Raw genomic sequence first — 23037 nt, forward strand, 5'->3', positions numbered from 1 at the left:
TTTTGATTATTGTTAGTGGGGCTGCACCGAGAAGAGGCGTGGTTGCCCTTGCATTGAGGTCCAGTGTAAAAACCGCGTCCCGGCACAACTATTGGTGCGTGCAGCCCCCTCGCTAAAGAAAACCCCTAGACCCCCACCGGTTACCTCTGAGCGCATCCTGCTGTGCGAGCAGGTATAAAACGCCATACTGCAAATCTCTGCCGCCAGGGGCCGTGCGATGTACCAGCCAAAACCGAACGACTTTTATGCGCTGATCGAAGCCATGCCGCTGTGCATCATTCTTCATGACGCGCACACCAAGGAAATTCTCTGGGCCAACACCGCTGCCCTGGCAGCGCTCGGCTTTAGCCTGGAAGAACTGACGCCGCTCAAGGCTCCGGACATGACCCGCGACGCACCGAAGTACCGGCGATCGGTGGGCTTGCGCTGGCTGGAAGGTGCCGCGCGCACCGGGCAGCGGGCCATCGAGTGGTGCTATCGCTCCAAGCAAGGGGTGGAGATTCTTTCCGAGGCGGTGGCGACCCTGGTGCACCTGGACGGTCGAGATGTGCTGATGGTGCAGTTCCGCGATATTTCCAAGGAGGACAAGGTCAAGCGCGACCTCAAGCGTTTCGAGAGTCGGCTCAAGGCCTTCATGCAAGACCTGGCCGAAGGTGTGGCGGTGCTCGGCCCCGAGGGCGATATCGGTTTTATCAGCGACTCCGGCGCGCACCTGCTCAACAGCGAAGTGCACAAGCTGATGGGCAAGAACTTCCTGGCCTGGTGCGACGACGCATCCGGCCAGCGCCTGCTACAACAGCTTGCCCATGAGAGACCGAAGCACGCGCCGTTCAACGTGCATTACAGGGTGCAGCGCCGCGATGGCGAATGGCGCTGGCATGACGCAACCTGCCGCTACATCGAGATCGAGGACGATCTGGTCGGCCATCTGCTGCTGTTCCGCGACGTGACTGAGCAAGTGCAGGCCGAGGAGGCGCGGCGGGTCAGCGAGCAGAAACTCGAATACCTGGCGCGCTACAACGCCATGGGTGAAATGGCGGTGGCCATCGCCCACGAGTTGAGCCAGCCATTGGCGGCGACCCGCAACTTTATTGAAGGCGCGGTGATTCGCCTGGGCAACGCCGGCGAAACCGATCAAGGCGTCGCCTGGGGTTTGCAAAACGCCGTGCGGCAAATCGAGCATGCCTCGGTGATCATCAAGAGCGTGCGCGATTACGTGGTCAAGCTGGAGCAGACCGAAGAACTGGTCGACCTCAATGAGCTGCTGCGCGAAACCCGCTACTTCATCAGCCTGCGGGCCGATCCGAGCCGGGTGCGCGTGGAAATCGTCACCGCGCCCGAACCGCTGCGGGTGAGTTGCGAGAAGGTGCTGATCGGCCAGGTGATCCTCAACCTGGCCTTCAACGCCATTGAAGAAATGGCCGACTTGCCCGCCGAACGACGCTTGTTGCGTATCCATGCCAGCCGCGAGAACGATGTGGCCCTGGTGCGCATCGAAGACTGCGGTCGCGGCATTCAGGCCCAGGCGCAAGAAAAGCTGTTCGACGGCTTTTTCTCGTCCAAGGTCAGCGGCAACGGCATTGGCCTGGCGCTGTGCAAGAACATCATCGGCCGCCATCGTGGCGATATCTGGGCGCAAAACCTGGAGCCGTGCGGCGCGGTGTTCAGCTTCTCCCTTCCCCTCGCCTTGACGTACACAACCCCTGTGGCCTGACCTGCACAACCCCTGTGGCCTTACACAACCCCTGTGGCGAGGGGGCTTGCCCCCGTTGGGCTGCGAAGCGGCCCCCAACGATCCTACAGGCAGATCGAATCGCCTGATTTTGCGGCGGCTTCGCCACCGAACGGGGGCAAGCCCCCTCGCCACAAGTGCAGCTTCGCCCTTCCCCCCTCTGACGCCTGTCAGATCCCTGCCCTATCAGCTTGTGCAGCCAGTTTCATGACGCTGGCACAGACACACAAACACTTGGCAGGCAGGGCAATTCTCCCGATCGCGGGGCACGGCAGAATCAAAGGGTAAAAATCTGCCAAAGCACCCGCGATCCGCGTTACCAACAATTCAGGAAGTTCCCCTTATGCGAACAAACAGGATCTCCGTACAGTCAGCGCTAGGCCTGAGCCTGCTTGTACTCGGTTTGAACAGTGCCCGCGCGGATTTGCCCGCTGGTACGATTGGCCAGACCGTTCTGGCGTTTCCACCCGAAGCTCACCGCGCGTTTGTCATCGACGTCGAGTTCGACAGTTTCGTGGCTGGCCGCGTGACCGTGGTCGACCCGGACCAGAAGCGCATCCTCGGCATGGTGCCGACCGGTTTTGCTGCGCCGTCGACCCTCAGCCACGACAAAAAAACCATTTACAGTGCGGACATCTGGTATTCCCGCGGCACCCGTGGCACCCGCACCGACGTGCTCACCGCGTGGGACAGCTCGACCCTGTCGCCAGCCTGGGAAGTGCTGATTCCGAACAAGCGCGCCGAATCGCTGACCCAGCGTTACTCGCTCAAGCCGAGCGGCGACGACAAGTTCGTCTACGTCTACAACTTCACCCCGTCGACTTCGGTGACCGTGGTCGATACCCAGGCCAAGGCCGTTGCCACGGAAATCGCCATCCCCGGTTGCGTGCTCAACTACCCGGTCGGCAACCGCCGCTTCGCCTCGCTGTGCGGCGACGGCAGCCTGCAGGTGGTGACCCTCAACGATCAAGGCCAGGAAACCGCGCGCAGCCGCACGCCGTTCTTTGATCCGAACGCGGAAAAACTGGTAGAGCGCGCGGTCAATGTCGGCGACACCTACTACTTCACCACCACGACCGGCACCGTACGCCCGGTGGATTTCGCCGGTGATGCGCCGAAGGTCCTGCCGTCCTGGTCGCTGGTTTCCGACGAAGACAAGAAGGCCGGTTGGGCGCCGGGTGGCTGGCAGATGATGGCCGTGGCGCCAAAGCTGGATCGCCTGTACGTGCTGATGCACGACGCCCACGAACCGTTGAAGTGGGAAGACCCGAGCCCGCTGATCTGGGCGTTTGACCTCAAGACCCACAAGAAGGTGGCGACCCTGGAAGCCCCGGTTCCGGTGTGGAGCATGCAGGCCACTGGCGACGACAAGCCGTTGCTGCTCGGCGCTGATGTGGAAGGCGGTTTGCAGATTTTCGATCTGAAGACCAACAAGCTCACCGGCAGCATGCCGAAAGTCGCCAAAACCGCGACTCAGGTCCTGAGCTACTAAGAGGTTCGGCCATGCACACAGATCCGATCTTCATCATTGCCAGCGCCATCGCCATCGCGGTGTTGCTGGCCAGCGCCGCGACCCACAAGTTGCGCGCACCGGTCCGCTTCGCCCGGCAGCTGGCGGACTATCAACTGCTGCCCGAGGCGCTGGTGCGCCCGACGGCACGGCTGGTGCCGCTGCTGGAACTGGCCATCGCCTTTGCCCTGCTAGTGCCGGCCTGCCGTGGTTATGCCGCGTTGAGCGCCGCCAGCCTGTTGGCGCTGTACGCCGCCGCCATCGGCATCAATCTGTGGCGCGGTCGCGCGGACATCGATTGCGGTTGCGCCGGTCCCGACCAGGCACAGCCACTGCGCCCGGTACTGCTGCTGCGCAACAGTGCGCTGGTAGCTCTGGCGCTGGTGGCCAGCGTGGCGCCGGTTGCCCGCGACCTCAACCTGTTCGATGGCTTCGTGACCCTGGCCGCCGCCGCGGTCGCGCTGCTCATCTACGCCGCGGCCGATGGCTTGCTGGCGAATTCCCCTCTTCTGCTCAAATTGATTGGTAGGTAATCGAAATGGAAGGCTTGATTGTTTCCAACGTTCTGCTCTGGGTGCTGCTGGTGGCTGTGGCGTTTGTCGTCATGGGCCTGGTGCGGCAGATTGGCGTGCTGCACGGTCGCCTGGCGCCGGCCGGCGCGCTGATGGTCGACAAAGGCGTGGCGGTCAATGAGCCCGCGCCACAAGTCACCGCCAGCGACCGTCATGGTCGTCCGGTGAACTTCGGTTATGCCGGCGAGAAATCGCAACTGCTGTTCTTCCTCTCGCCGACCTGCCCGATCTGCAAGTCGCTGCTGCCGGCGATCAAATCCATCGCCAAGGAGCAATCGGACCGCCTGGACGTGGTGTTCGTCAGCGATGGCGACATGGACGCCCAGCAAGCGCTGATCCGCGAACACAAACTGGAAGACGCGACTTATGTGGTCGGCCCGGAAGTGGGCATGACCTACCAGATCGGCAAGCTGCCGTACGCCGCGCTGATCGACAAGGCCGGCACCCTGCGCGCCAAAGGCCTGGTCAACTCCCGCGAGCACCTGGACAGCCTGTTCGAAGTCGAGCACCTGAAGCACGCCACGTTGCAGCAATACCTCAATGCCCAACCGCACACCCACGATCACGACCACAGCCACGGCCATAGCCACTGATAAGGCAGGGAGACCTTTATGAAACTGCTGGATCTGTTGTTTGAGCGTTCGTCCCGCCGTGTCGCCGACACCACCTCGCGCCGCAAACTGCTGGCACGCATGGGTTCGCTGATGGTGGCCGGTGCCGCCCTGCCCCTGCTGCTGCCGCTGGACCGCACCAGTAAGGCCCTGGCCGCGGAACCTGCGCAGGCCGGCGACCCGGGTGATCCGAACAGCTGCGACTACTGGCGCTACTGCTCCATCGACGGCTTTCTGTGCAGCTGCTGCGGCGGGTCGGTGACGTCCTGCCCGCCGGGCACCGAAGCCTCGCAAGTGACCTGGATCGGCACCTGCCGCAACCCGGCCGACGGCAAGGACTACATCATTTCGTACAACGACTGCTGCGGTAAGCAAAGCTGCGCCCAGTGCGCCTGCACCCGTAACGACAGCGAAGAACCGGCCTACCGCCCGTTCAACAACAACGATGTGAACTGGTGCCTGGCCGCCAAATCCCACATCTACCACTGCACCGTTTCGGTCATCCGCGGCGTCGCCGTTTAAAAAACGCGCTTTGCGCCGGTTGCTCGCGCAATCGGCGTTTTTTTTTGTTGTAGGAGCGAGCTTGCTCGCGATGGTTTCAAGAGCGGCGCAGTTCCAAAAGGCAGCGTCATCGTTCACCTTCATCGCGAGCAAGCTCGCTCCTACAGAGCTGCTCAGCAGAGGTTTTTTTATGCGTAGATTGTTTTTCCTCGGCCTCATCTGCGCCCTGAGCGCCCCGCTCGCCTATGCCCGGGCCATTCCTGACCCGAACCAGCATCACGCGCCGGGCAATGAATCGCTGCAAACCCCGATTGCCCAGGCCGGTTACAGCGTCGGCGTGAACTACCAGCTGCAATGCGCCGGTTGCCACCTGGGCGATGGCACGGGTTCCGCCGCCAACGACACGCCACGGATGAAAGGCTTTGTTGGCAACTTCCTGAAAGTCCCCGGTGGCCGCGAATTCCTCGTGCGGGTGCCGGGCATGTCGCAGTCGGCATTGAACAACGCGCAACTGGCGGACTTGCTCAACTGGCTGATGCGTGAGGACGGCATGGCGGGCAACAGCCTGCCGGCCGACTATCAGCCCTACACCGCCGAAGAAGTCACCGCGTTACGGGCCAAGACCATGCTCAACCTGCCCGGCACCCGTAGCGAGTTGATCAAGGCCATGCGCGCCCAGGGCATCGCGATTGATGACGGGATGAATTATTGAGAACAGCCTGTCGGTGGTGCCGGGTAAAACCGGCTCCGCCGTTAAATCGTCTGAAAGCAAACCAGGAGAATGGACGATCGGAGCCCTTGCCCTATCCTTTCCTCCAACCCATCACGCCGGACATCGACATGTCAGCCCCCGAATCCACCCTCCTCGACAGTTGGCACCACAACGCCCGGGCCTGGATCGACGCCATCCGCAGCGGCACCATCGAAAGCCGCCTCAAGGTCACCGACCAGGCCATCCTGCTGGCGGTGCTGGGTCGCCAGCCCGAGCGTGTGCTCGACCTGGGTTGCGGCGAAGGCTGGTTGTTGCGTGCGCTGGCAAACCGGGGTATCGAGGCGGTCGGTGTCGATGGCGATGGGACGCTGGTGGAGGCGGCGCGGGCGGCGGGCGCTGCGCCGGTGCATTTGGCGAGCTATGAACAGTTGGCAGACGCGAAAGTCGACATCGGCCGCGACTACAACCTGATCTGCGCCAACTTCGCCCTGCTGCATCAGGACATCATCCCCCTGCTCGCCGCCATGAACACCCTGCTCGCCCCGGGTGGCGCGCTGGTGATCCAGACGCTGCACCCGTGGGCGGCTGCGGCGGGGGATTATCAGGATGGTTGGCGGGAAGAGACTTTCTCTGGCTTCAAGGGGCAGTGGCAAGCCATGCCGTGGTATTTCCGCACCCTGTCCAGTTGGCTCAATGCGTTGGACATGGCGGGTTTTATGCTGGCCGGCTTGCAGGAGCCACAGCACCCGCAAAGCCCAGTGCCGCAGTCATTGCTGTTGGTGGCCGAACCGCGGCGCTGAGTGGCTTTCAAAGCCAGCACACAGATGCTGACTGCCAAGCAACCCTGTGGGAGCGGCGGTGCGGCGATCCCACAGGTTTCAGTGGCGCATCTACTAAAGCGTCAGGCCAATTCTTTACGCAGCTGACGCGCAGCGTTGACCATATGCACCAGCGCCGCTTCGGTTTCCGGCCAGCCACGAGTTTTCAGGCCGCAGTCCGGGTTGACCCACAGGCGGTCGGCGGGAATACGCTTGGCGGCCTTGCGCAGCAGGTTGGCCATTTCCGAGGAGTCCGGCACCCTGGGCGAGTGGATGTCATACACGCCCGGGCCGATTTCATTCGGGTAGGCAAAGGCTTCGAACGCGTCCAGCAGTTCCATGTCCGAACGCGAGGTTTCGATGGTGATCACGTCGGCATCCATGGCGGCGATGGACTCGATCACATCGTTGAACTCGCTGTAGCACATGTGGGTGTGGATCTGGGTTTCGTCACGCACGCCGGAGGCGCACAGGCGGAACACTTCGGTCGCCCAGTCCAGGTAGTGCTGCCACTGCGCCTGGCGCAACGGCAGGCCTTCGCGGAAAGCCGCTTCGTCGATCTGCACGATCTTGATCCCGGCGGCTTCCAGGTCCACCACTTCGTCACGGATCGCCAGCGCCAGCTGACGGGCCTGCACTTCGCGGGTCACGTCCTCGCGCGGGAACGACCACATCAGCATGGTCACGGGACCGGTCAGCATGCCCTTCATCACCTTGTCGGTGAGGCCTTGGGCGTAGCGGATCCACTCCACCGTCATGGCTTTCGGACGGCTCAGGTCGCCGAAGATCACTGCCGGTTTCACGCAGCGCGAGCCGTAGCTCTGGACCCAGCCGAAACGGGTGAACACGTAGCCGTCGAGTTGCTCGGCGAAGTATTCGACCATGTCGTTACGCTCGGCTTCACCGTGCACCAGCACGTCCAGGCCCAGGTGTTCCTGCACTTGCACGGCGTGACGGATCTCGCTGTGCATGGCTTCGGTGTATTCGGCTTCGGTCAACTTGCCTTGCTTGAACGACTGGCGAGCCAGACGGATCGACGCGGTTTGCGGGAACGAACCGATGGTGGTGGTCGGGAACAGCGGCAGGTTCAGGCCGGCGCGCTGTTTCTCGATACGCTGGGCAAACTGCGAATGACGCTGGCTGTCCTGGGCGGTGATGGCGGCAACACGCGCCTGCACGGCTGGCTTGTGAATGCGTGGCGATGCGGCACGGCTGGCCTGCACGGTACGGCTTTGAGTCAGCGCTTCAAGCACCTTTGGCGCTTCCGGTTCATTCACCGCCTGAGCCAACACCGCGACTTCTTCACACTTCTGCACGGCAAACGCCAGCCAGCTTTTCAGTTCGGCATCGAGCTTGTCTTCCCGCCCCAGGTCAACCGGGCTGTGCAGCAGCGAGCAGGATGGCGCGACCCACAGGCGATCACCCAGACGCTCTTGAGCGTGCTGCAAGGTGGCCAAAGCGTTTTCCAGGTCGCAGCGCCAGACGTTACGGCCGTTGACCACACCCAGCGACAGCACTTTGTAGGCCGGCAGGCGATCGAGGATGGTCGGGTACTGCTCAGGTGCGCGCACCAGATCGATGTGCAGGCCGTCCACCGGCAGATTGGCGGCCAGGCCCAGGTTCTCTTCCAGACCACCGAAGTAAGTAGCGACCAGCTTCTTCAACGGGTCACGCTGAATCAGGTTGTAGGCCCGCTCAAAGGCGTTTTTCCATTCCTGTGGCAGGTCGAGCACCAGGATCGGCTCGTCGATTTGCACCCACTCGACGCCCTGTGCCGCCAGGCGCTGGAAGATCTGGCCGTACAACGGCAGCAGACGATCTAGCAGTTCGAGTTTGTCGAATTCGGCGCCCTTGGCCTTGCCCAGCCACAGGTAAGTCAACGGGCCGATGATCACAGGCTTGACGTTGTGCCCCAGTGCGCGGGCTTCTTCGACTTCTTCGAACAACTGGTCCCAGCCGAGCTGGAACTGCTGATCGGCGCTGAATTCAGGGACGAGGTAGTGATAGTTGGTGTCGAACCACTTGGTCATTTCCTGGGCGTGCGCGCCGCCGCAGCAACTGTCGCTCACACCGCGCGCCATGCCGAACAGGGTTTGCAGGCTGGTCTTGCCATCGTGCGGGCGGAAACGCTCCGGGATCACACCGAACATCAACGAGTGGGTCAGGACCTGGTCGTACCAGGCGAAGTCGCCGACCGGCAGCAACTCAATGCCGGCCTTTTTCTGCAAATCCCAGTGGGTCTTGCGCAGGTCGCGGCCCACGGTGCGCAGACCGGCTTCGTCGAGTTCGCCCTTCCAGAACGCCTCTTGAGCCTTTTTCAGTTCGCGATCGCGACCAATGCGCGGAAATCCAAGGGAATGGGCCACAGCCATGTCAAATAACTCCAATGCGTTCAATGGGGCCATTGTCGACAGTGCCAGCGAATGAGACAAACTCATTTTAATCTTGATGATCACAAGTTCTTCTCATGATCGATGACACTGCACAGCCTGCACTGGATGGACACCTGGTTCAGCGTGCTCGCCCCAATGTTCAACCTGCACCTGAAAACCACTGGCGTGACCGAACCGTGGCGTGTGCGTAAGCCGGGCGTCGATGGCATCATCACCCGCTACGAAGGTTTCGATGCCCGCCACCCCCTCTGATCGGCTAAGGAATAGTCCCGATGCGTATCAAAACACTGCTGGCCTGTACCACGGCGTTCTACCCGGACGCCACGGCGCAGACCGCCGGGATCAACCCATGACGGCCATTTTTCGGCCGCGTCCGACGTTGATCTTTTTGCTGCTGTTGCTGGTGCTGGTGTTCTGGCTGTCCCTGGCCCTCGGGCCGGTCAGCCTGCCGCTGGGCGATACGTTGCTGGGCGGGATGCGTCTGCTGGGGTTGCCGCTGGAAGGTGGCGACACGCAGCAGGCGCAGCTGATCCTCGGTCAGATTCGTCTGCCGCGCAGTCTGCTCGGTATCGCCGTCGGTTCGGTACTGGCGTTGTCCGGCGTGGCAATGCAGGGGTTGTTCCGCAATCCCTTGGCGGACCCTGGTCTGGTCGGCGTCTCGGGTGGTGCGGCGCTCGGTGCCGCCCTTGCCATCGTCGGCGGCAGCCTGCTCGGTGGCTTGCCGCCGGCGATCGAACCCTACTTGCTGTCGGTCAGCGCCTTCGCCGGTGGCTTGATCGTCACGGCAATGGTGTATCGCTTCGGTCGCCGCAACGGGCAAACCGACGTCGCCACCATGCTCTTGGCGGGTGTGGCAATGACGGCCATGGCCGGTGCCGGGGTCGGGCTGTTCACCTACCTGGCTGATGATGCGACCTTGCGTACCCTGACGTTCTGGAACCTGGGCAGCCTCAACGGTGCCAGCTACCCGCGTTTGTGGCCGTTGCTGATCGTCACCCTGGGCGTGGCGTTGTGGTTGCCCCGTCGGGCGGCGGCGCTCAATGCATTGCTGTTGGGTGAGTCGGAGGCCCGTCACCTGGGCTTCGACATCGAGCGGATCAAGCTTGAGCTGGTGTTGTGCACGGCGCTCGGCGTCGGCGCGGCCGTCGCGGCGGCCGGGCTGATCGGTTTTATCGGTCTGGTAGTGCCGCATCTGATGCGCCTGCTGGTCGGCCCGGATCACCGGGTGTTGCTGCCCGCGTCGTTGCTGGCCGGTGCCAGCCTGCTGTTGCTGGCCGATCTGGCGGCGCGCCTGCTGTTGGCGCCGGCTGAATTGCCCATCGGCATCGTGACCGCGCTGATCGGCGCTCCGTTTTTTCTTTATCTGCTGGTACGAGGGCGTTCCTGATGCTGCGGGCAAACAACTTGCTGGTACGTCGTGGCAAGCGCACGGTACTGGCGAACATCAATATCGAGTTGCGCCCCGGTGAAGTGCTCGGCGTGCTGGGGCCGAATGGCGCCGGCAAAAGCACCCTGCTCGCCGCTTTATGCGGCGACCTGGCGACCAGCGTAGGAACGGTCCGCCTCGACGAGCGTCCACTCGCCGACTGGCCGGGTCAGGAGCGGGCCAAACGCCTGGCCGTGCTGCCGCAGAGTTCGAGCCTGAACTTTGCGTTTTCGGTCAATGAAGTCGTCGGCATGGGTCGCTTGCCCCACGCCAGCGGCCGTGTGCGCGATGCCGAAATCGTCGCCGAGGCGCTCAAAGCCGCCGACGCGCTTCATCTTGCCGGACGCAGCTATCTGGCCCTGTCCGGCGGTGAACGCCAGCGCGTGCATCTGGCGCGGGTGCTCGCTCAGCTCTGGCCCGGTGCCGAAGGGCAAACCCTGCTGCTCGATGAACCGACGTCAATGCTCGATCCGCTGCACCAGCACACCATTTTGCAAGCCGTGCGTGATTTCGCCGAGCGCGGGGCCGCGGTGCTGGTGATCCTGCACGACCTCAACCTGGCCGCACGTTACTGCGATCAACTACTGTTGTTGCAACAGGGCCTGCCCCACGCCTACGGTCCACCGGCAGAAGTGCTGACCGCCGAAGCGCTGGCAGCGGTGTATGGGTTGGAGGTGCTGATTCACCAACACCCGGAACGCGGCCACCCGTTGATCATCGCGCGCTGATATCGCCCCCTCTTCCGTCATCGAGGGGGCACCTGTCCAATAAGGAAAACCGATGCGCTTTGTGTTGCTCTGTGCATTCAGCCTGTTGGCTGCCTGCCAAACCCATCAGGTCACACCACTGCCGGCGCCGATCGCCCCGCAAGGGCGTGATCACACCGACCTCGGGGTTATCCGTGAACTCGCCACGGGCCGTACGCTGACGCCGCAAGAACTGGTCGAACGTCTGGCCGTTGCGCCGCGTGTTCTGATCGGTGAGCAGCACGACAACCCGGACCACCACGCCCTGCAATTGTGGCTGCTGCGCGAGCTGGCGGCGCAACGGGCCCAGGGCAGCCTGCTGATGGAAATGCTCAACCCCGATCAACAGGCCAGGGTCGATGCCGCGCAAGCCGCGACCCGCGCTGGCCAGCCACCGGCCGATGCGTTCAAGGCACTGGCCTGGCAGGCCAATTGGGACTGGAGCGTGTATGGCGCACTGGTCACCTACGCGCTGCGGCAACCATATCCGCTGTTGGCGGCGAACCTGGACCGCGCGCAGATCATGCAGATCTACAAACAGCGCCCGGTACTCACGGGGCAAGCGTCCACCACCCAACAGGTGCAGGCGACCTTGCTGGAGGACATCCGCGAATCCCATTGCGGCCTGCTGCCCGAAGCGCTGATGCCAGCCATGCTCGCCGTGCAACAACAGCGTGACCGGCGCATGGCCGAACGCCTGATGGCCGCACCGACGCCTGCGATGCTGCTGGCCGGTGCCTTCCACGTACGCAAGGATCTGGGGGTGCCGCTGCACCTGAAGGACCTCGGTGCCGGTGAAGGGAATGCGGTGCTGATACTGGCCGAAGCGGGCAAAACCGTGACCGCTGAGAGTGCGGATTATGTCTGGTACACCGCCGCGCAACCGCAACAGGATCATTGCGCGCAGCTGCGTCGCTGAACTTAAGCGAAACATTGTGGCAAGGGGGGCTTGCCTGTGGCGAGGGAGCTTGCTCCCGCCGGGTTGCGAAGCGACCCCAAAAAGAGGGCCTGCTGCGCAGTCCAGCGGGAGCAAGCTCCCTCGCCACAGGTTTCAATCTGCCTGGAATCTCTAAGTCATCCCCACTCCGGCGCGACACTATGTCACGCCGCAGCAAAGGTCCAATGGTCGTATCCGCCCCTCCGGCACCGGCACAGTTTGTTAACATCCCCGCGATTTTTTCGTCTGTACAGTCATCACGCTGTCATTTCAGCCTGTTCAACAGGATGCTTTTTTCCATGAGTACTTTGTATACCCGCCGAACCGTCCTGCAAGGCATGGGCCTGTTGAGCCTGGGCCTGCTCGCCGGTTGCGACGACAGCAGCAAGCTGTCGTTCAAGTACGGCAAAGACCTCAGCGACAAGATCATGGGGCGTAACTTCAAGCTCAAGAACGCTCAGGGCGAAACCCGGATGCTGGGCAGCTATCGCGGCCTGATGCCGATGGTGTTCTTCGGTTTCACCCAGTGCCCGGCCGTGTGCCCGACCACGCTGGCCCGTGCGGCCCAGGCCAAAAAGCTGATGGGTCGCGATGGCGAAAGGCTGCAGGTGATCTTCATCACCCTGGACCCTGAGCGCGACACACCCGAGATGATCGATAAATACGTGAAAGCCTTCGACCCGAGTTTCGAAGCGCTGTACGGCACCCTGGAAGAAACCGCCGCCACCGCCAAGGAATTTGGCGTGTTCTTTGAAAAAGTGCCGAGCGGCGATACCTATACCCTCTCCCATACCGCGACCAGCTATGTCTTCGACTCCCGGGGCACTCTGCGCCTGGGACTGTCCACGTCCCTGACGGCCCAAGAGTGCGCAGAAGACCTGCTCACCGTGATGGAGGTTTGCTGAAATGAATGCCCCGCAGGCTAAAAACCGTTTCGCACAACGCTGCAAGCAACTGGCGCTGGGCTTGTCCCTGGTCGGCCTGGCCTTTCAGGTGTCGGCACAAACCGAAGTCGAAGACGCCTGGGTCCGCGCCACCGTGGCCGGCCAGCCGTCGAGCGGCGCCTTCATGACCGTCACCGCCAGCAGCGACAGCAAGTTGTTGAGCGTGCAAACGCCTATTGCCAAGCTGGTACAGATTCATGAAATGAGCATGAAAGACGACGTGATGAAAATGCAGCAGCTGCAGTCCGTTGCTCTGCCGGCCGGCAAACCGGTGAGCTTCGATCCCCACGGTTACCACATCATGCTCATGGACCTGACGGCCCAGATCAAGGAAGGCGACAAGGTGCTACTGACCCTGACCGTGGAAGACGCCAAGGGCGAGAAAGAGTCGATTCAGGTTGAAACCGTTGCCAAGGCGATTGACACCATGGATCACAGCAAGATGATGCATGATCACAGCAAGATGAATTGATTTTCTCGCAGTATCGCAATACCAAAAAAGATCGCAGCCTGCGGCAGCTCCCGTAAAACCGGTATAGGAGCGGCCGCAGGCTGCGATCTTTTTTTTAGAAATCAAGACCTGTTCATGTCAACTCAAACGAGCTTGAGCACGACGTTGATGTTGTTGCGCGTGGCTTTCGAGTACGGGCAGTACTGGTGCCCGGTGTCGACGATTTTTTGTGCGGTTTCACGGTCCAGCCCTGGCAGGCTGACATTGAGCCGCGCCTGCAGCAGGTAACCGCCTTCATTGGTGCCCAGGTCGACTTCGGCATCGACGGCCACATCCTTGGGCAACGCCACTTTCATTTCCCTGGCTGCAACCTGCATGGCGCCGATGAAACAGGCTGACCACCCGGCAGAGAACAGTTGCTCGGGGTTAGTACCGCCACCGCCCGCACCTGGCGACGACAGCTTCACATCGAGGATCCCGTCGGAGCTGCGGGAGGCGCCGTCACGCCCGCCGGTGGTGTGGGTTTGGGCGGTGTACAACACTTTATCGATCTGGTTCATGGTGACCTCCTGATTGAGTTGTAAGAAACCGGTTTTAACGCCCCATCCGATTGCAGGGATGGTCAATCAATATAGACGTCACAAACCCACACCGTGGTCGAGCCGACCGGTGCCCGCCTTCTTTTTATTTACGCGCCAACTTGTACCTGACGCAGTCCTCATAAAAGCTCTGCCGTACAGCAGTCGGTTTGAATCGCGACGGACTGTCATAAGTTTGCTCTGTAATGCCAAGAGCCATCATGCGCATCCAGGTTTTGGCGAACTTGTAGACCTGGATTTTCTGGCGGGCGGCATACAAGGAAACGCCTGAAAGCTTGAGTTCCTGTGCCCTTGCAGCGGTGCCCGCACCCCAACTGCACATGTACTTATCATTGGCGGCCAGTTCTTTTGCTTGAGCCGAACTGGCTATACCCGCAACTATTAGCGGGATTAATGCGATCCATATCTTGCGCATTTCGACCTATCTAACCGACTGAAAACAAAGTAATTTTGCAGAGAACTTTGAAACTTGGGGGCCAGCATCCTGCCTTTTCTGCAAATAAATGAAAAAGCGGAATGGGGGGGTCGTCAATTTCTTGCGAGATTTCAAACCTTTGCTATAGCTAAGGTTCTCAATCGCCAACTAAGTGAGGCAACGGAATGTCTGTCGCAAAGAAAATGAGTGTGGGGCAACTGACAATGTTGACCGCCGTCAACATGTTGGGCTCCGGCATTGTGCTGCTACCGACAAAACTCGCGGAAGTCGGTGCAATTTCGATCCTCTCCTGGCTGGTGACGGCCACCGGTTCCCTCGCTCTGGCCTACGCCTTTGCGCGATGCGGGATGCTCAGCCGCAAGACCGGCGGCATGGGCGGTTATGCCGAATACACGTTCGGTAAAGCAGGTAACTACATCACCAACTACACCTACGGTCTCTCGCTGTTGATTGCCAACGTGGCGATCAGTATTACCGCGGTCGGCTATATCCAGGTGTTGTTCGGGATAAAACTCGATTCGCTGCAAGTAGGCCTGGCCACTATTGCTTTGTTGTGGATCACCACCTTCGCCAACTTTGGCGGCGCGAGCATTACCGGCCGGATCGGCGCGATCACGGTCTGGGGTGTGATTGCTCCGGTGGTGCTGGTATCCACGGTGGGCTGGTTCTGGTTCGACAGCAGCGTTTACGCCGCTGGCTGGAACCCCCACGACAAGGGCTGGTTCGAAGCGGCAGGCGCCTCGGTGGCGATCACCCTGTGGGCCTTCCTCGGCCTGGAATCGGCTTGCGCCAACACCGACGCGGTGGAAAACCCTGAGCGCAACGTACCGATTGCCGTGCTGGGCGGCACCTTGGGTGCGGCGGTGATCTACATCGTCTCCACCAACGTCATCTTCGGTATCGTCGGCAACGAAGAACTGGTCGCGTCCACCGCGCCGTTCGGCCTGGTGTTCGCCAAGATGTTCACCCCAATGGTCGGGGACATCGTGATGGCGGCGATGGTGCTCGCCTGCATCGGTTCGTTGCTGGGTTGGCAGTTCACCATCGCCCAGGTGTACAAAAGCTCGGCGGACACCGGTTACTTCCTGTCGATCTTCGCCAAGGCCAACAAGGCGGGTACGCCGATTGTCGGCATGCTGGTACTGCTCGCCGCACAGACCGCGCTGGCCCTGCTCACCATCAGCCCCGACCTGAGCAAGCAGTTCGACACACTGGTCAACCTCGCGGTGGTGACCAACCTGGTGCCTTACATCCTGTCCATGGCCGCGCTGATGACCATGCAGAAAGTCTCCAACGTGCCGGAAGGCAAGGCACTGGTGACCAACGTCATTGCCCTGATCGCGGCGGCCTACAGCTACCTGGCGCTGTACAGTTCCGGTGAGCAGGCCCTGATGCTGGGCGGCGTGGCCACGATCGTTGGTTACACCCTGTTCGGCTTCGTCAACAACCGCCTGATCCGCCTCGAAGCACTCAACAACAGCGTACCGACGCAAACCGTCAGCGCGCAGCACCTCACTGCCGAGCCAGTGCCGGTGAACAATCTGAATACAGCCACTATGGAGGTTCAAGCATGACGGAATATAAACACTCGCTGGGCATGCTGGCGCTACTGGTCAGCAGTCCGCCGGACAAACGAACGGTGTTTGGCCGCGCCCTGGATCAACTGGTCCAGGACGTAGAGGGCCGTGGCGTCAGTGTGCTGGCCTCGGAAAGCCTCACCGATGCCGCCTCGATCCTGCGCTCGGACCCGGCCATTCAATGCGTGCTCATCCGATGGGAAATGGACACCAGCGAAGGCCACGCCGACTGCACCAAATTGCTGGTCAAGCTGCGCGAGCGCAACACCCGGGTGCCGGTGTTCCTGATCAGTGACCGTACCACCGCGTCGACCATTCCGTTATTGGTCATGCAACACGCCGACGACTTCATCTGGCTGCCCGAGGACACCTCCCGTTTCCTCAGTGGGCGCATCCTGGCGGCCATCGAACGCTATCGCCAGGCCGCCCTGCCGCCGATGTTCGGCGCGCTGGTGAAGTTTGCCCGCAGCTATGAATACTCGTGGCACACCCCCGGCCATGCCGGCGGTACGGCGTTTCTGAAGAGCACCGCAGGCCGGGCCTTCTACGAGTTCTTCGGCGAGAACCTGCTGCGCTCCGACCTGTCGATCTCGGTTGGCGAACTCGGTTCGCTGCTCGATCACAGCGGCCCTATCGGCCAGGGCGAACGCTATGCCGCCAAGGTCTTCGGCGCGCACCGCACGTATTACGTGACCAACGGCTCGTCGATGTCCAACCGTGTCATCCTCATGGCCAGCGTCACGCGCAACCAGATCGCCCTGTGCGACCGCAATTGCCACAAGTCCGCCGAGCATGCGATGACCCTGTCCGGGGCGATTCCGACCTACCTGGTGCCGACCCGCAACCGCTACGGCATCATTGGTCCGATCCTGCCGCAGACCCTGAGCGCCGAAGGCGTGAAAGCCGCCATCGCCAGCAACCCGCTGGTCAAGCCAGGCATCGACCCGACGCCGGTGCACGCGATTGTCACCAACTCCACCTACGACGGCCTGACCTACAACGTCACCCGCGTCGAAGAGCTGCTGGGCGAAAGCGTTGACCGCCTGCACTTCGACGAAGCCTGGTACGGTTATGCGCGCTTCAACCCGCTGTACAGCGGACGCCATGCCATGCACGGCGACCCGGCCGATCACGACAAGTCCAAGCCGACCGTGTTCGCCACCCAGTCGACCCACAAGTTGCTGGCTGCCCTGTCCCAGGCCTCGATGATCCACGTGCGCAACGGCCGTAACCCGATCGAACATGCGCGCTTCAACGAGTCGTACATGATGCACGCCTCGACCTCGCCGAACTACGCGATCATGGCGTCCTGCGACGTCAGCTCGGCGATGATGGAAGCACCGAGCGGGCAGATCCTCACCAACGAGTCGATTGAAGAAGCCATCAGCTTCCGCCAGGTCCTCTCGCGCATGCACAACGAGATGCTGAGCAAGGATGACTGGTTTTTCACCTGCTGGCAGCCGCCGACCGTACAGGTTGGCGCAGCGACCGTGCCGTTCCATGAGGTCGACCCGGCCACGCTGAAAACCGATCCGAACTGCTGGGTCCTGCACCCGAACGCGGTATGGCACGGCTTCGGCGACATCGAAGACGGTTACTGCATGCTCGACCCGATCAAGGTCTCGGTGCTCAGCCCGGGCATGGGCGACGATGGCAACCTGCTCGCTTCCGGCATCCCCGCTTGCGTGGTCACGGCGTACCTGGGCCGCCAGGGTATCGTGGTCGAGAAAACCACCGACTTCACCATCCTGTTCCTGTTCTCCATCGGCATCACCAAAGGCAAGTGGGGCACGCTGCTCAACGCCCTGCTCGACTTCAAGCGTGACTACGACGACAACGCCGAGCTCGAGCTGTGCCTGCCCGACCTGTACAACGCCAACCAGCATCGCTATGCCGGCATGGGCCTGAAGGATCTGGCCGACGAAATCTTCGCCGCCATGAAGAAACACAAGACCACCGCCAATATGTCCCAGGCCTTCGGCACCCTGCCAAAAGCTGAATTCAGCCCGGTGGAGGCCTATGAAAAACTGGTGCGCAACGACATCGAGCTGGTAACGCTCAACGAAGCCGCCGGACGCCTTGCCGCGACCGGTATCGTGCCGTATCCACCAGGCATCCCGCTGCTCATGCCGGGTGAGAACGCAGGGCCTGCGGACGGTCCGTTGCTGGCGTATCTCAAGGCACTGGAAGCCTTCGACAAATCCTTCCCCGGCTTCACCCATGACACCCACGGGATCGAAGTCGAAGATGGCGTTTATCGGATGCTGGTCTTGAAGTGAGGTAAGCGAGACCTGTAGGAGCGAGCTTGCTCGCGAAGGCGTCGTGTCAGACAACATCAATGTTGGCTGCAAGATCGCTTTCGCGAGCAAGTCGAATCGTCGCACCGCCGCTCCCACATTTTCAGATCGCCTTCACACCAAATCCCTATGGGCAAATACGATCACAGCGCTCTATGATTGATCCCCATGACCACCACCGCTGCGATCCGCTCACCCTGCCCGCCCGGTGCCTGCGACTGCGGGCGTGACCCGTTGCTGGAAACACCGGGGGCGGACCTGCGCATTCTGTTTCTGACCCGCAACGAAGAAAAACGCCTGATCGAACGCCTGGAAAACCTGCAGAGCCTGAGCGATCTGGAACACGTGCAACGGCGCATGTTCGAGCAGTTGGGCATCCGCGTGAACATCGCTCCCGGTTTCAACGAAGTGCGCACCATGCGCGGCATCGGCATCCAGATTGGCGAACTGCCTGGGCTGTGCCGCAAGACCCGCGCCAACATCCCCGCCGCCATTCGCCGTGCCATGGAAAAGCGCCCGGAGATTGCCTACGAACTGCTCAATGCCAACGACCTGTTGCGTGACGCCTGATGAAACCCATTCTCGAGTTCCCCATCACCGACGAGATTCTCACCTCGTTCGCCCTGGCCATCGGTGCCGATCTGCAGGGCTACCGCAACCACATTTACCGGGTGCTGAATTTCCATGGTGCCCTCAGCGGTGCCGAAGGCCTGCCCTCGGAGGCCGTTCAAATCGCGGCGGCGTTTCATGACCTGGGTATCTGGACCGATGACACCCTTGATTACCTGCCCCCGTCCATTGCCCTGGCCACCGAACATCTCGACAGCCAACAACGTCCGGAACTGAAGGATGAAGTCTGCGCGTTGATACTTGAGCATCACAAGCTGCGCCGGTATCGCGGCGCCTGCGCCGACAGCGTCGAACCCTTCCGCCAGGCCGATCTGGTGGATGTGTCCCTGGGCCTGGTGCGTTTCGGCTTGCCCCGAAGCTTCATCAAAACCGTGCAGGCGACCTTTCCCGATCACGGTTTTCACTCGATGCTGATGAAGCTTTCAGCCCGGCAATTGCTCCGCTCGCCGCTGCGCCCGCTGCCCATGTTGCGTTGGTGAAACAGGCGTCTGTTGCCCCCCTCGAAAATGCACCGGAACAGGATCAGCGGTCATACAGGAATCGCGGGGCACTGCTATGCCTTCCTTGGGAGATTTTCCGCAAGCCAGCCAGGACGAAACTGGAAACCCAAGCGTGGCCACGGCCCCGGCGCCAGCCAGGTGCGCGCAAACAACAGGTGCCAGTGCACAACAGGAGATGGCCGATGTTATTCATCGTCAGTTGGACAATCAGCCCGGACAACCGTGATGCCGCAATCGCACGCTTTCTCAAGACCGGTGGCGCACCGCCCGCAGGCGTCACCATGCACGGACGCTGGCACGCCGTAGGGAGCTCGGCCGGCTTCGGCATTGCCGAAGCGAGTGATTTTGTGCCGATTCAAAAGTGGGTGCTGGAGTGGAACGACCTGATGAGCATGGACGTGCACGCCGCATTGACCGATGAGCAAATCGCCCCATTACTGGCTGCAACTACCGCCCGGTAATGACGAAGGGAGGGCGGCGAGTATCGCTCGCCGCCCGACTTGAGCGGCTGCTTTGCCGGAAGGCCATTTCCATGCAACGCCCCTGAAACACTGACTTTCTGACTACTCATTACTGGATATTTCGCAATTCAAACCTACGCTCATCGCGGGGGATAACGCATTTCAACGGCGGTTGGGGGCTCGTCTCGATGTACTCACGCTAGTACGCAGGAGTTCGACATGAACCGGACAACCTTCTCCTCGATGTTTGCGATACCCCTGTTGCTGTCTGCAATGGCGTTTCCCGGCCAGACCCTGGCGGCCGACAAGTCCCCCAACATCCTGGTGATCATGGGCGACGATATCGGCTGGTCGAATATCGGCGTCTACAACCAGGGCATGATGGCTGGCAGAACGCCTAACCTCGACCAACTGGCGAATGAAGGCATGCGTTTCACCGACTATTACGCCGAGGCCAGTTGCACCGCCGGACGCGCCAATTTCATCACCGGCGAACTGCCGATTCGTACGGGCATGACCACCGTCGGCCAGGCCGGCTCGCCCGTGGGTATTCCCGCCGAAGCCGTCACCATCGCGACCGCGCTCAAGGCCATGGGTTATGCCACCGGCCAGTTCGGCAAGAACCACTTGGGCGACCTGAACCAGTTCCTGCCCACCGTCCACGGTTTCGATGAATTCTTCGGCTACCTCTATCACCTCGACGCCATGGAAGACCCGGCGCACCCCAATTATCCGAAGGAGCTGCTGGACAGCGTCGGCCCACGCAACATGGTCCACAGCTGGGCCTCCACCACCGATGACACGACCGTGATGCCGCGCTGGGGCAAGGTGGGCAAGCAAAAAATCGAAGACGCCGGCACGCTCTATCCGGAGCGGATGAAAACTGTCGACGAGGAGATTCGCGACAAGGCCTTCTCTTTCATCGACAAGGCCAAGCAGGACAACAAACCGTTCTTCGTCTGGCTCAACCCGACCCGCATGCACATCGTCACGCACCTGTCCGACAAGTACGAAGCCATGCGCAACTCGCAGAATGGCTGGTCGGAACAGGAAGCCGGCATGGCGCAGCTCGATGACATCGTTGGCGACGTCCTGGCGAAGCTGAAGAAAGACGGCATGGACGACAACACCATCGTGATCTTCACCACCGACAACGGTGCGGAAAACTTCACCTGGCCCGATGGCGGCACCACCCCGTTCGCCATGGGCAAAGGCACGGTCATGGAAGGTGGCTTCCGGGTGCCGGCAATCATTCGCTGGCCAGGCAAGGTGCCGGCCAATCAGATCGCCAACGGCATCATGTCCGGCATGGACTGGTTCCCGACCCTGGTCGCGGCGGCAGGCAACCCGAACATCACCGCCGAACTGCTCAAAGGCAAACAATTGGGCGATACCACCTACAAAGTTCACCTGGACGGCTATGATCAAACTCCAATGATCACCGGAAAAGGTCCGTCGAACCGTCATGAAGTCTTCTACTTCGGAGAAAGCTCCTTGGGTGCAGTGCGCATAGACGACTACAAATATCGCTTCATTGACCAACCGGGTGGCTGGTTGGGGGCTAAAGTTGATGTGGACGTGCCGAACCTGACCAATCTTCGACTCGACCCATTCGAGCGCATGGGCTGGCCGGAAAATCAGGCCGCACAGGGTTCGCAACAATACTTTGACTGGTTCAAGTTCCAATTCTGGCGTTTCGTGTTCGTCCAGCAGCAGGTGGCCAAACTGGCTGAAACAGCGATCGAGTTCCCGCCGATGCAAAAAGGCGCGAGTTTCAACCTCGACTCGGTTAAAGCCAAGATCGCCAAGGCTCGAGCAGAGATGGCCAAGTAACAGCCGAATCCACGGGTGGCTGGTGCAGTCCACCCGTATTCGAAATGGACAATTGCCGAGGGATTTCAATGCCGACAAAAACCGCTACCCTGCCCGCCTCTGCGCTACTTGCCCTGTGCTGTCAGCAAGCCTGGGCCGGCGGCATCATGCTCTATGAAATCGGCACCGATAACGCCGGCCTGGCCAATGCCGGTGCCGCCGCCCGTGCCCAAGGCCCCTCGACCATCGCCAGCAACCCCGCGGGTATGAGCTTTCTGCCCGGTACGCAAATCACCGCCGGCCTGCAGGTCCTGTACGGCGACCTGAGCTTCGACCGCGACTCTGGCACCACTACCCCGGGCAGCGGCAGTGGCAATGCCCTTGATCCGATTCCCGGTGGCAGCTTTTTCATCAGCCATGAACTGGACGAGCACTGGAGCGTCGGTTTCGGCCAGTACGGTGACTTCGGCCTGGCGGTCAATTACGACAACGACTGGTCCGGCCGCTACTTCGCGCAGAATGCCAGCCTGCTTGGCCTGTCGCTGGTACCGAGCGTGGCTTATCGCTTCAACGAGCAGTGGTCGGTCGGTTTGGGCATCAAGGCCATGTACGGCATGCTGAAGTCGGACACCGCCATCGACCGCTCCCCTTTCGGCTTCACTGACCGCGCTGACGGCCAATACAAGTACCGGGACAACACCTGGGGCTATGGCGCCAACGTGGGCGTGATCTACGCCCCGCAACCCGGCACGCGCATCGGCCTGACCTACACCAGCCAGGTCGACCTGGACTTCGAGGACCGGCTCGATGTGAAGGGCGACGGGCGCCTGCTCGAAAGAGTCAACAACACCAACACCGATCTCGACATAAAGGTGCCGCAAACCGTCACCCTGAGCCTGTTCCAGCAACTGGACCGGCAATGGGCGCTGCTGGCCTCGGCCAACTGGCAGGACTGGTCCGAGTTCGGCGACATCGCCGTAGAGGTCGACACCACGGCCTTTGGTGCGCAATCGCAAACGGTCGACGCCGGCTTCAAGGACACCTGGCACCTCTCCCTTGGCGCGCAATACCAGGCCACCGAGCAGTGGTTGTGGAACTTCGGCGTGGCCTACGACAGCAGCGCCGTCTCGGACAGCAACCGCAGCGTGGTCTTGCCGATGAACGAATCCTGGCGCATTGCCACAGGAGCCACCTATGCTCTGAACAAGGACACCGATGTCAACGTCAGTTGGGCCATGGTCTGGCTCGGCGACATGCCGGTTGACCAGGCCAAATCCGTATCGAGCAATCGAGTTTCCGGTCAATTCGACAATGCCTGGATTCAAGCCTTGACCGGGAACATGACCTGGCGATTTTGATGTCTTGTAAACAA

General features: G+C 61.3%; 22 protein-coding genes and 1 pseudogene. 20 read left to right on the forward strand and 3 right to left on the reverse strand.

Annotation, left to right across the window (positions count from 1 at the left end):
• Window positions 1-217 precede the first annotated feature (217 nt).
• The 7 genes from KGA85_RS17040 (at window position 218) to KGA85_RS17070 (ending at window position 6438) form a co-directional block, all read left to right on the forward strand.
• On the forward strand, window positions 218-1714 hold the full coding sequence (locus KGA85_RS17040) for an ATP-binding protein (RefSeq protein WP_223457840.1): 1497 nt from the start codon (window positions 218-220) through the stop codon (window positions 1712-1714).
• A gap of 361 nt (window positions 1715-2075) precedes the next feature.
• On the forward strand, window positions 2076-3224 hold the full coding sequence (locus KGA85_RS17045; protein ID WP_223457838.1) for an amine dehydrogenase large subunit: 1149 nt from the start codon (window positions 2076-2078) through the stop codon (window positions 3222-3224).
• Between the two features lie 11 nt (window positions 3225-3235).
• Window positions 3236-3775: a MauE/DoxX family redox-associated membrane protein gene (locus KGA85_RS17050; RefSeq protein WP_223457837.1), complete on the forward strand. Its 540-nt coding sequence runs from the start codon at window positions 3236-3238 to the stop codon at window positions 3773-3775.
• Window positions 3776-3780: 5 nt separating this feature from the next.
• Window positions 3781-4407 (forward strand): methylamine dehydrogenase accessory protein MauD, encoded by a 627-nt coding sequence (gene mauD, locus KGA85_RS17055; RefSeq protein ID WP_090454794.1) that lies wholly within the window; start codon window positions 3781-3783, stop codon window positions 4405-4407.
• Between the two features lie 18 nt (window positions 4408-4425).
• Complete coding sequence (locus tag KGA85_RS17060; protein ID WP_008050506.1) at window positions 4426-4947, forward strand: methylamine dehydrogenase light chain; 522 nt, start codon at window positions 4426-4428, stop codon at window positions 4945-4947.
• Window positions 4948-5116: 169 nt separating this feature from the next.
• Window positions 5117-5638, forward strand: a complete 522-nt coding sequence (locus KGA85_RS17065; RefSeq protein WP_223457835.1) for a cytochrome C — start codon at window positions 5117-5119, stop codon at window positions 5636-5638.
• 128 nt (window positions 5639-5766) lie between these two features.
• Window positions 5767-6438, forward strand: a complete 672-nt coding sequence (locus KGA85_RS17070; protein WP_223457833.1) for a class I SAM-dependent methyltransferase — start codon at window positions 5767-5769, stop codon at window positions 6436-6438.
• A gap of 101 nt (window positions 6439-6539) precedes the next feature.
• On the opposite strand, the gene metE is transcribed toward KGA85_RS17070, so the two are convergent.
• Entirely contained in the window at window positions 6540-8828 is a 2289-nt protein-coding gene (gene metE / locus KGA85_RS17075) for a 5-methyltetrahydropteroyltriglutamate--homocysteine S-methyltransferase (RefSeq protein ID WP_223457831.1), read from the reverse strand.
• A 114-nt stretch (window positions 8829-8942) separates the two neighbouring features.
• Here metE and KGA85_RS17080 point away from each other — a divergent pair.
• From KGA85_RS17080 to KGA85_RS17105, 6 genes and pseudogenes are all read left to right on the forward strand, one after another.
• Window positions 8943-9086 (forward strand): annotated as a pseudogene (locus tag KGA85_RS17080) (hemin-degrading factor); the annotation flags it as partial.
• A 166-nt stretch (window positions 9087-9252) separates the two neighbouring features.
• Window positions 9253-10236 carry a FecCD family ABC transporter permease gene (locus tag KGA85_RS17085; RefSeq protein WP_223457874.1) on the forward strand — a complete coding sequence of 328 codons (984 nt, stop codon included), beginning with the start codon at window positions 9253-9255 and terminating at the stop codon, window positions 10234-10236.
• Window positions 10236-11003 (forward strand): heme ABC transporter ATP-binding protein, encoded by a 768-nt coding sequence (locus tag KGA85_RS17090; protein WP_223457830.1) that lies wholly within the window; start codon window positions 10236-10238, stop codon window positions 11001-11003. Before KGA85_RS17085 ends, KGA85_RS17090 begins: the two co-directional genes overlap by 1 nt.
• Window positions 11004-11055: 52 nt before the next feature.
• Complete coding sequence (locus KGA85_RS17095) at window positions 11056-11940, forward strand: ChaN family lipoprotein (protein ID WP_223457828.1); 885 nt, start codon at window positions 11056-11058, stop codon at window positions 11938-11940.
• Between the two features lie 317 nt (window positions 11941-12257).
• Entirely contained in the window at window positions 12258-12863 is a 606-nt protein-coding gene (locus KGA85_RS17100; protein WP_095945888.1) for an SCO family protein, read from the forward strand.
• A gap of 1 nt (window position 12864) precedes the next feature.
• Complete coding sequence (locus KGA85_RS17105; RefSeq protein WP_223457826.1) at window positions 12865-13374, forward strand: copper chaperone PCu(A)C; 510 nt, start codon at window positions 12865-12867, stop codon at window positions 13372-13374.
• Window positions 13375-13496: 122 nt separating this feature from the next.
• Here KGA85_RS17105 and KGA85_RS17110 read toward each other — a convergent pair whose 3' ends face one another.
• A complete protein-coding gene (locus KGA85_RS17110; protein ID WP_150725279.1) occupies window positions 13497-13913 on the reverse strand; it encodes an organic hydroperoxide resistance protein in 417 nt (138 codons plus the stop codon).
• A 124-nt stretch (window positions 13914-14037) separates the two neighbouring features.
• On the reverse strand, window positions 14038-14367 hold the full coding sequence (locus tag KGA85_RS17115) for a hypothetical protein (protein WP_223457824.1): 330 nt from the start codon (window positions 14365-14367) through the stop codon (window positions 14038-14040).
• A gap of 185 nt (window positions 14368-14552) precedes the next feature.
• Between KGA85_RS17115 and potE the strand changes: the two genes are divergently transcribed.
• The 7 genes from potE (at window position 14553) to KGA85_RS17150 (ending at window position 23023) form a co-directional block, all read left to right on the forward strand.
• Complete coding sequence (potE, locus tag KGA85_RS17120; protein ID WP_046040324.1) at window positions 14553-15962, forward strand: putrescine-ornithine antiporter; 1410 nt, start codon at window positions 14553-14555, stop codon at window positions 15960-15962.
• Window positions 15959-18244: an Orn/Lys/Arg decarboxylase N-terminal domain-containing protein gene (locus KGA85_RS17125; RefSeq protein ID WP_223457822.1), complete on the forward strand. Its 2286-nt coding sequence runs from the start codon at window positions 15959-15961 to the stop codon at window positions 18242-18244. The genes potE and KGA85_RS17125 overlap by 4 nt, the downstream gene beginning before the upstream one ends.
• Before the next feature lie 186 nt (window positions 18245-18430).
• Window positions 18431-18832 carry a hypothetical protein gene (locus tag KGA85_RS17130; RefSeq protein WP_223457820.1) on the forward strand — a complete coding sequence of 134 codons (402 nt, stop codon included), beginning with the start codon at window positions 18431-18433 and terminating at the stop codon, window positions 18830-18832.
• Window positions 18832-19371, forward strand: coding sequence for an HD domain-containing protein (locus KGA85_RS17135; protein WP_223457818.1), 540 nt, complete (start codon window positions 18832-18834; stop codon window positions 19369-19371). Before KGA85_RS17130 ends, KGA85_RS17135 begins: the two co-directional genes overlap by 1 nt.
• Window positions 19372-19574: 203 nt before the next feature.
• On the forward strand, window positions 19575-19853 hold the full coding sequence (locus KGA85_RS17140) for a DUF3303 domain-containing protein (protein ID WP_223457816.1): 279 nt from the start codon (window positions 19575-19577) through the stop codon (window positions 19851-19853).
• A 219-nt stretch (window positions 19854-20072) separates the two neighbouring features.
• Entirely contained in the window at window positions 20073-21686 is a 1614-nt protein-coding gene (locus tag KGA85_RS17145) for an arylsulfatase (protein ID WP_223457814.1), read from the forward strand.
• 68 nt (window positions 21687-21754) lie between these two features.
• Window positions 21755-23023, forward strand: a complete 1269-nt coding sequence (locus tag KGA85_RS17150) for an OmpP1/FadL family transporter (RefSeq protein WP_223543260.1) — start codon at window positions 21755-21757, stop codon at window positions 23021-23023.
• Window positions 23024-23037 lie beyond the last annotated feature (14 nt).

Source organism: Pseudomonas sp. GL-B-12 (assembly GCF_019955895.1).
Classification (GTDB): domain Bacteria; phylum Pseudomonadota; class Gammaproteobacteria; order Pseudomonadales; family Pseudomonadaceae; genus Aquipseudomonas.

Bases quoted from the DNA above. Each gene is read 5' to 3' on its own strand.
- KGA85_RS17040 (WP_223457840.1), top strand. From the start codon at position 218: ATGTACCAGCCAAAACCGAACGACTTTTATGCGCTGATCGAAGCCATG.
- KGA85_RS17045 (WP_223457838.1), top strand. From the start codon at position 2,076: ATGCGAACAAACAGGATCTCCGTACAGTCAGCGCTAGGCCTGAGCCTG.
- KGA85_RS17050 (WP_223457837.1), top strand. From the start codon at position 3,236: ATGCACACAGATCCGATCTTCATCATTGCCAGCGCCATCGCCATCGCG.
- mauD (WP_090454794.1), top strand. From the start codon at position 3,781: ATGGAAGGCTTGATTGTTTCCAACGTTCTGCTCTGGGTGCTGCTGGTG.
- KGA85_RS17060 (WP_008050506.1), top strand. From the start codon at position 4,426: ATGAAACTGCTGGATCTGTTGTTTGAGCGTTCGTCCCGCCGTGTCGCC.
- KGA85_RS17065 (WP_223457835.1), top strand. From the start codon at position 5,117: ATGCGTAGATTGTTTTTCCTCGGCCTCATCTGCGCCCTGAGCGCCCCG.
- KGA85_RS17070 (WP_223457833.1), top strand. From the start codon at position 5,767: ATGTCAGCCCCCGAATCCACCCTCCTCGACAGTTGGCACCACAACGCC.
- metE (WP_223457831.1), bottom strand. From the start codon at position 8,828: ATGGCTGTGGCCCATTCCCTTGGATTTCCGCGCATTGGTCGCGATCGC.
- KGA85_RS17090 (WP_223457830.1), top strand. From the start codon at position 10,236: ATGCTGCGGGCAAACAACTTGCTGGTACGTCGTGGCAAGCGCACGGTA.
- KGA85_RS17095 (WP_223457828.1), top strand. From the start codon at position 11,056: ATGCGCTTTGTGTTGCTCTGTGCATTCAGCCTGTTGGCTGCCTGCCAA.
- KGA85_RS17100 (WP_095945888.1), top strand. From the start codon at position 12,258: ATGAGTACTTTGTATACCCGCCGAACCGTCCTGCAAGGCATGGGCCTG.
- KGA85_RS17105 (WP_223457826.1), top strand. From the start codon at position 12,865: ATGAATGCCCCGCAGGCTAAAAACCGTTTCGCACAACGCTGCAAGCAA.
- KGA85_RS17110 (WP_150725279.1), bottom strand. From the start codon at position 13,913: ATGAACCAGATCGATAAAGTGTTGTACACCGCCCAAACCCACACCACC.
- KGA85_RS17115 (WP_223457824.1), bottom strand. From the start codon at position 14,367: ATGCGCAAGATATGGATCGCATTAATCCCGCTAATAGTTGCGGGTATA.
- potE (WP_046040324.1), top strand. From the start codon at position 14,553: ATGTCTGTCGCAAAGAAAATGAGTGTGGGGCAACTGACAATGTTGACC.
- KGA85_RS17125 (WP_223457822.1), top strand. From the start codon at position 15,959: ATGACGGAATATAAACACTCGCTGGGCATGCTGGCGCTACTGGTCAGC.
- KGA85_RS17130 (WP_223457820.1), top strand. From the start codon at position 18,431: ATGACCACCACCGCTGCGATCCGCTCACCCTGCCCGCCCGGTGCCTGC.
- KGA85_RS17135 (WP_223457818.1), top strand. From the start codon at position 18,832: ATGAAACCCATTCTCGAGTTCCCCATCACCGACGAGATTCTCACCTCG.
- KGA85_RS17140 (WP_223457816.1), top strand. From the start codon at position 19,575: ATGTTATTCATCGTCAGTTGGACAATCAGCCCGGACAACCGTGATGCC.
- KGA85_RS17145 (WP_223457814.1), top strand. From the start codon at position 20,073: ATGAACCGGACAACCTTCTCCTCGATGTTTGCGATACCCCTGTTGCTG.
- KGA85_RS17150 (WP_223543260.1), top strand. From the start codon at position 21,755: ATGCCGACAAAAACCGCTACCCTGCCCGCCTCTGCGCTACTTGCCCTG.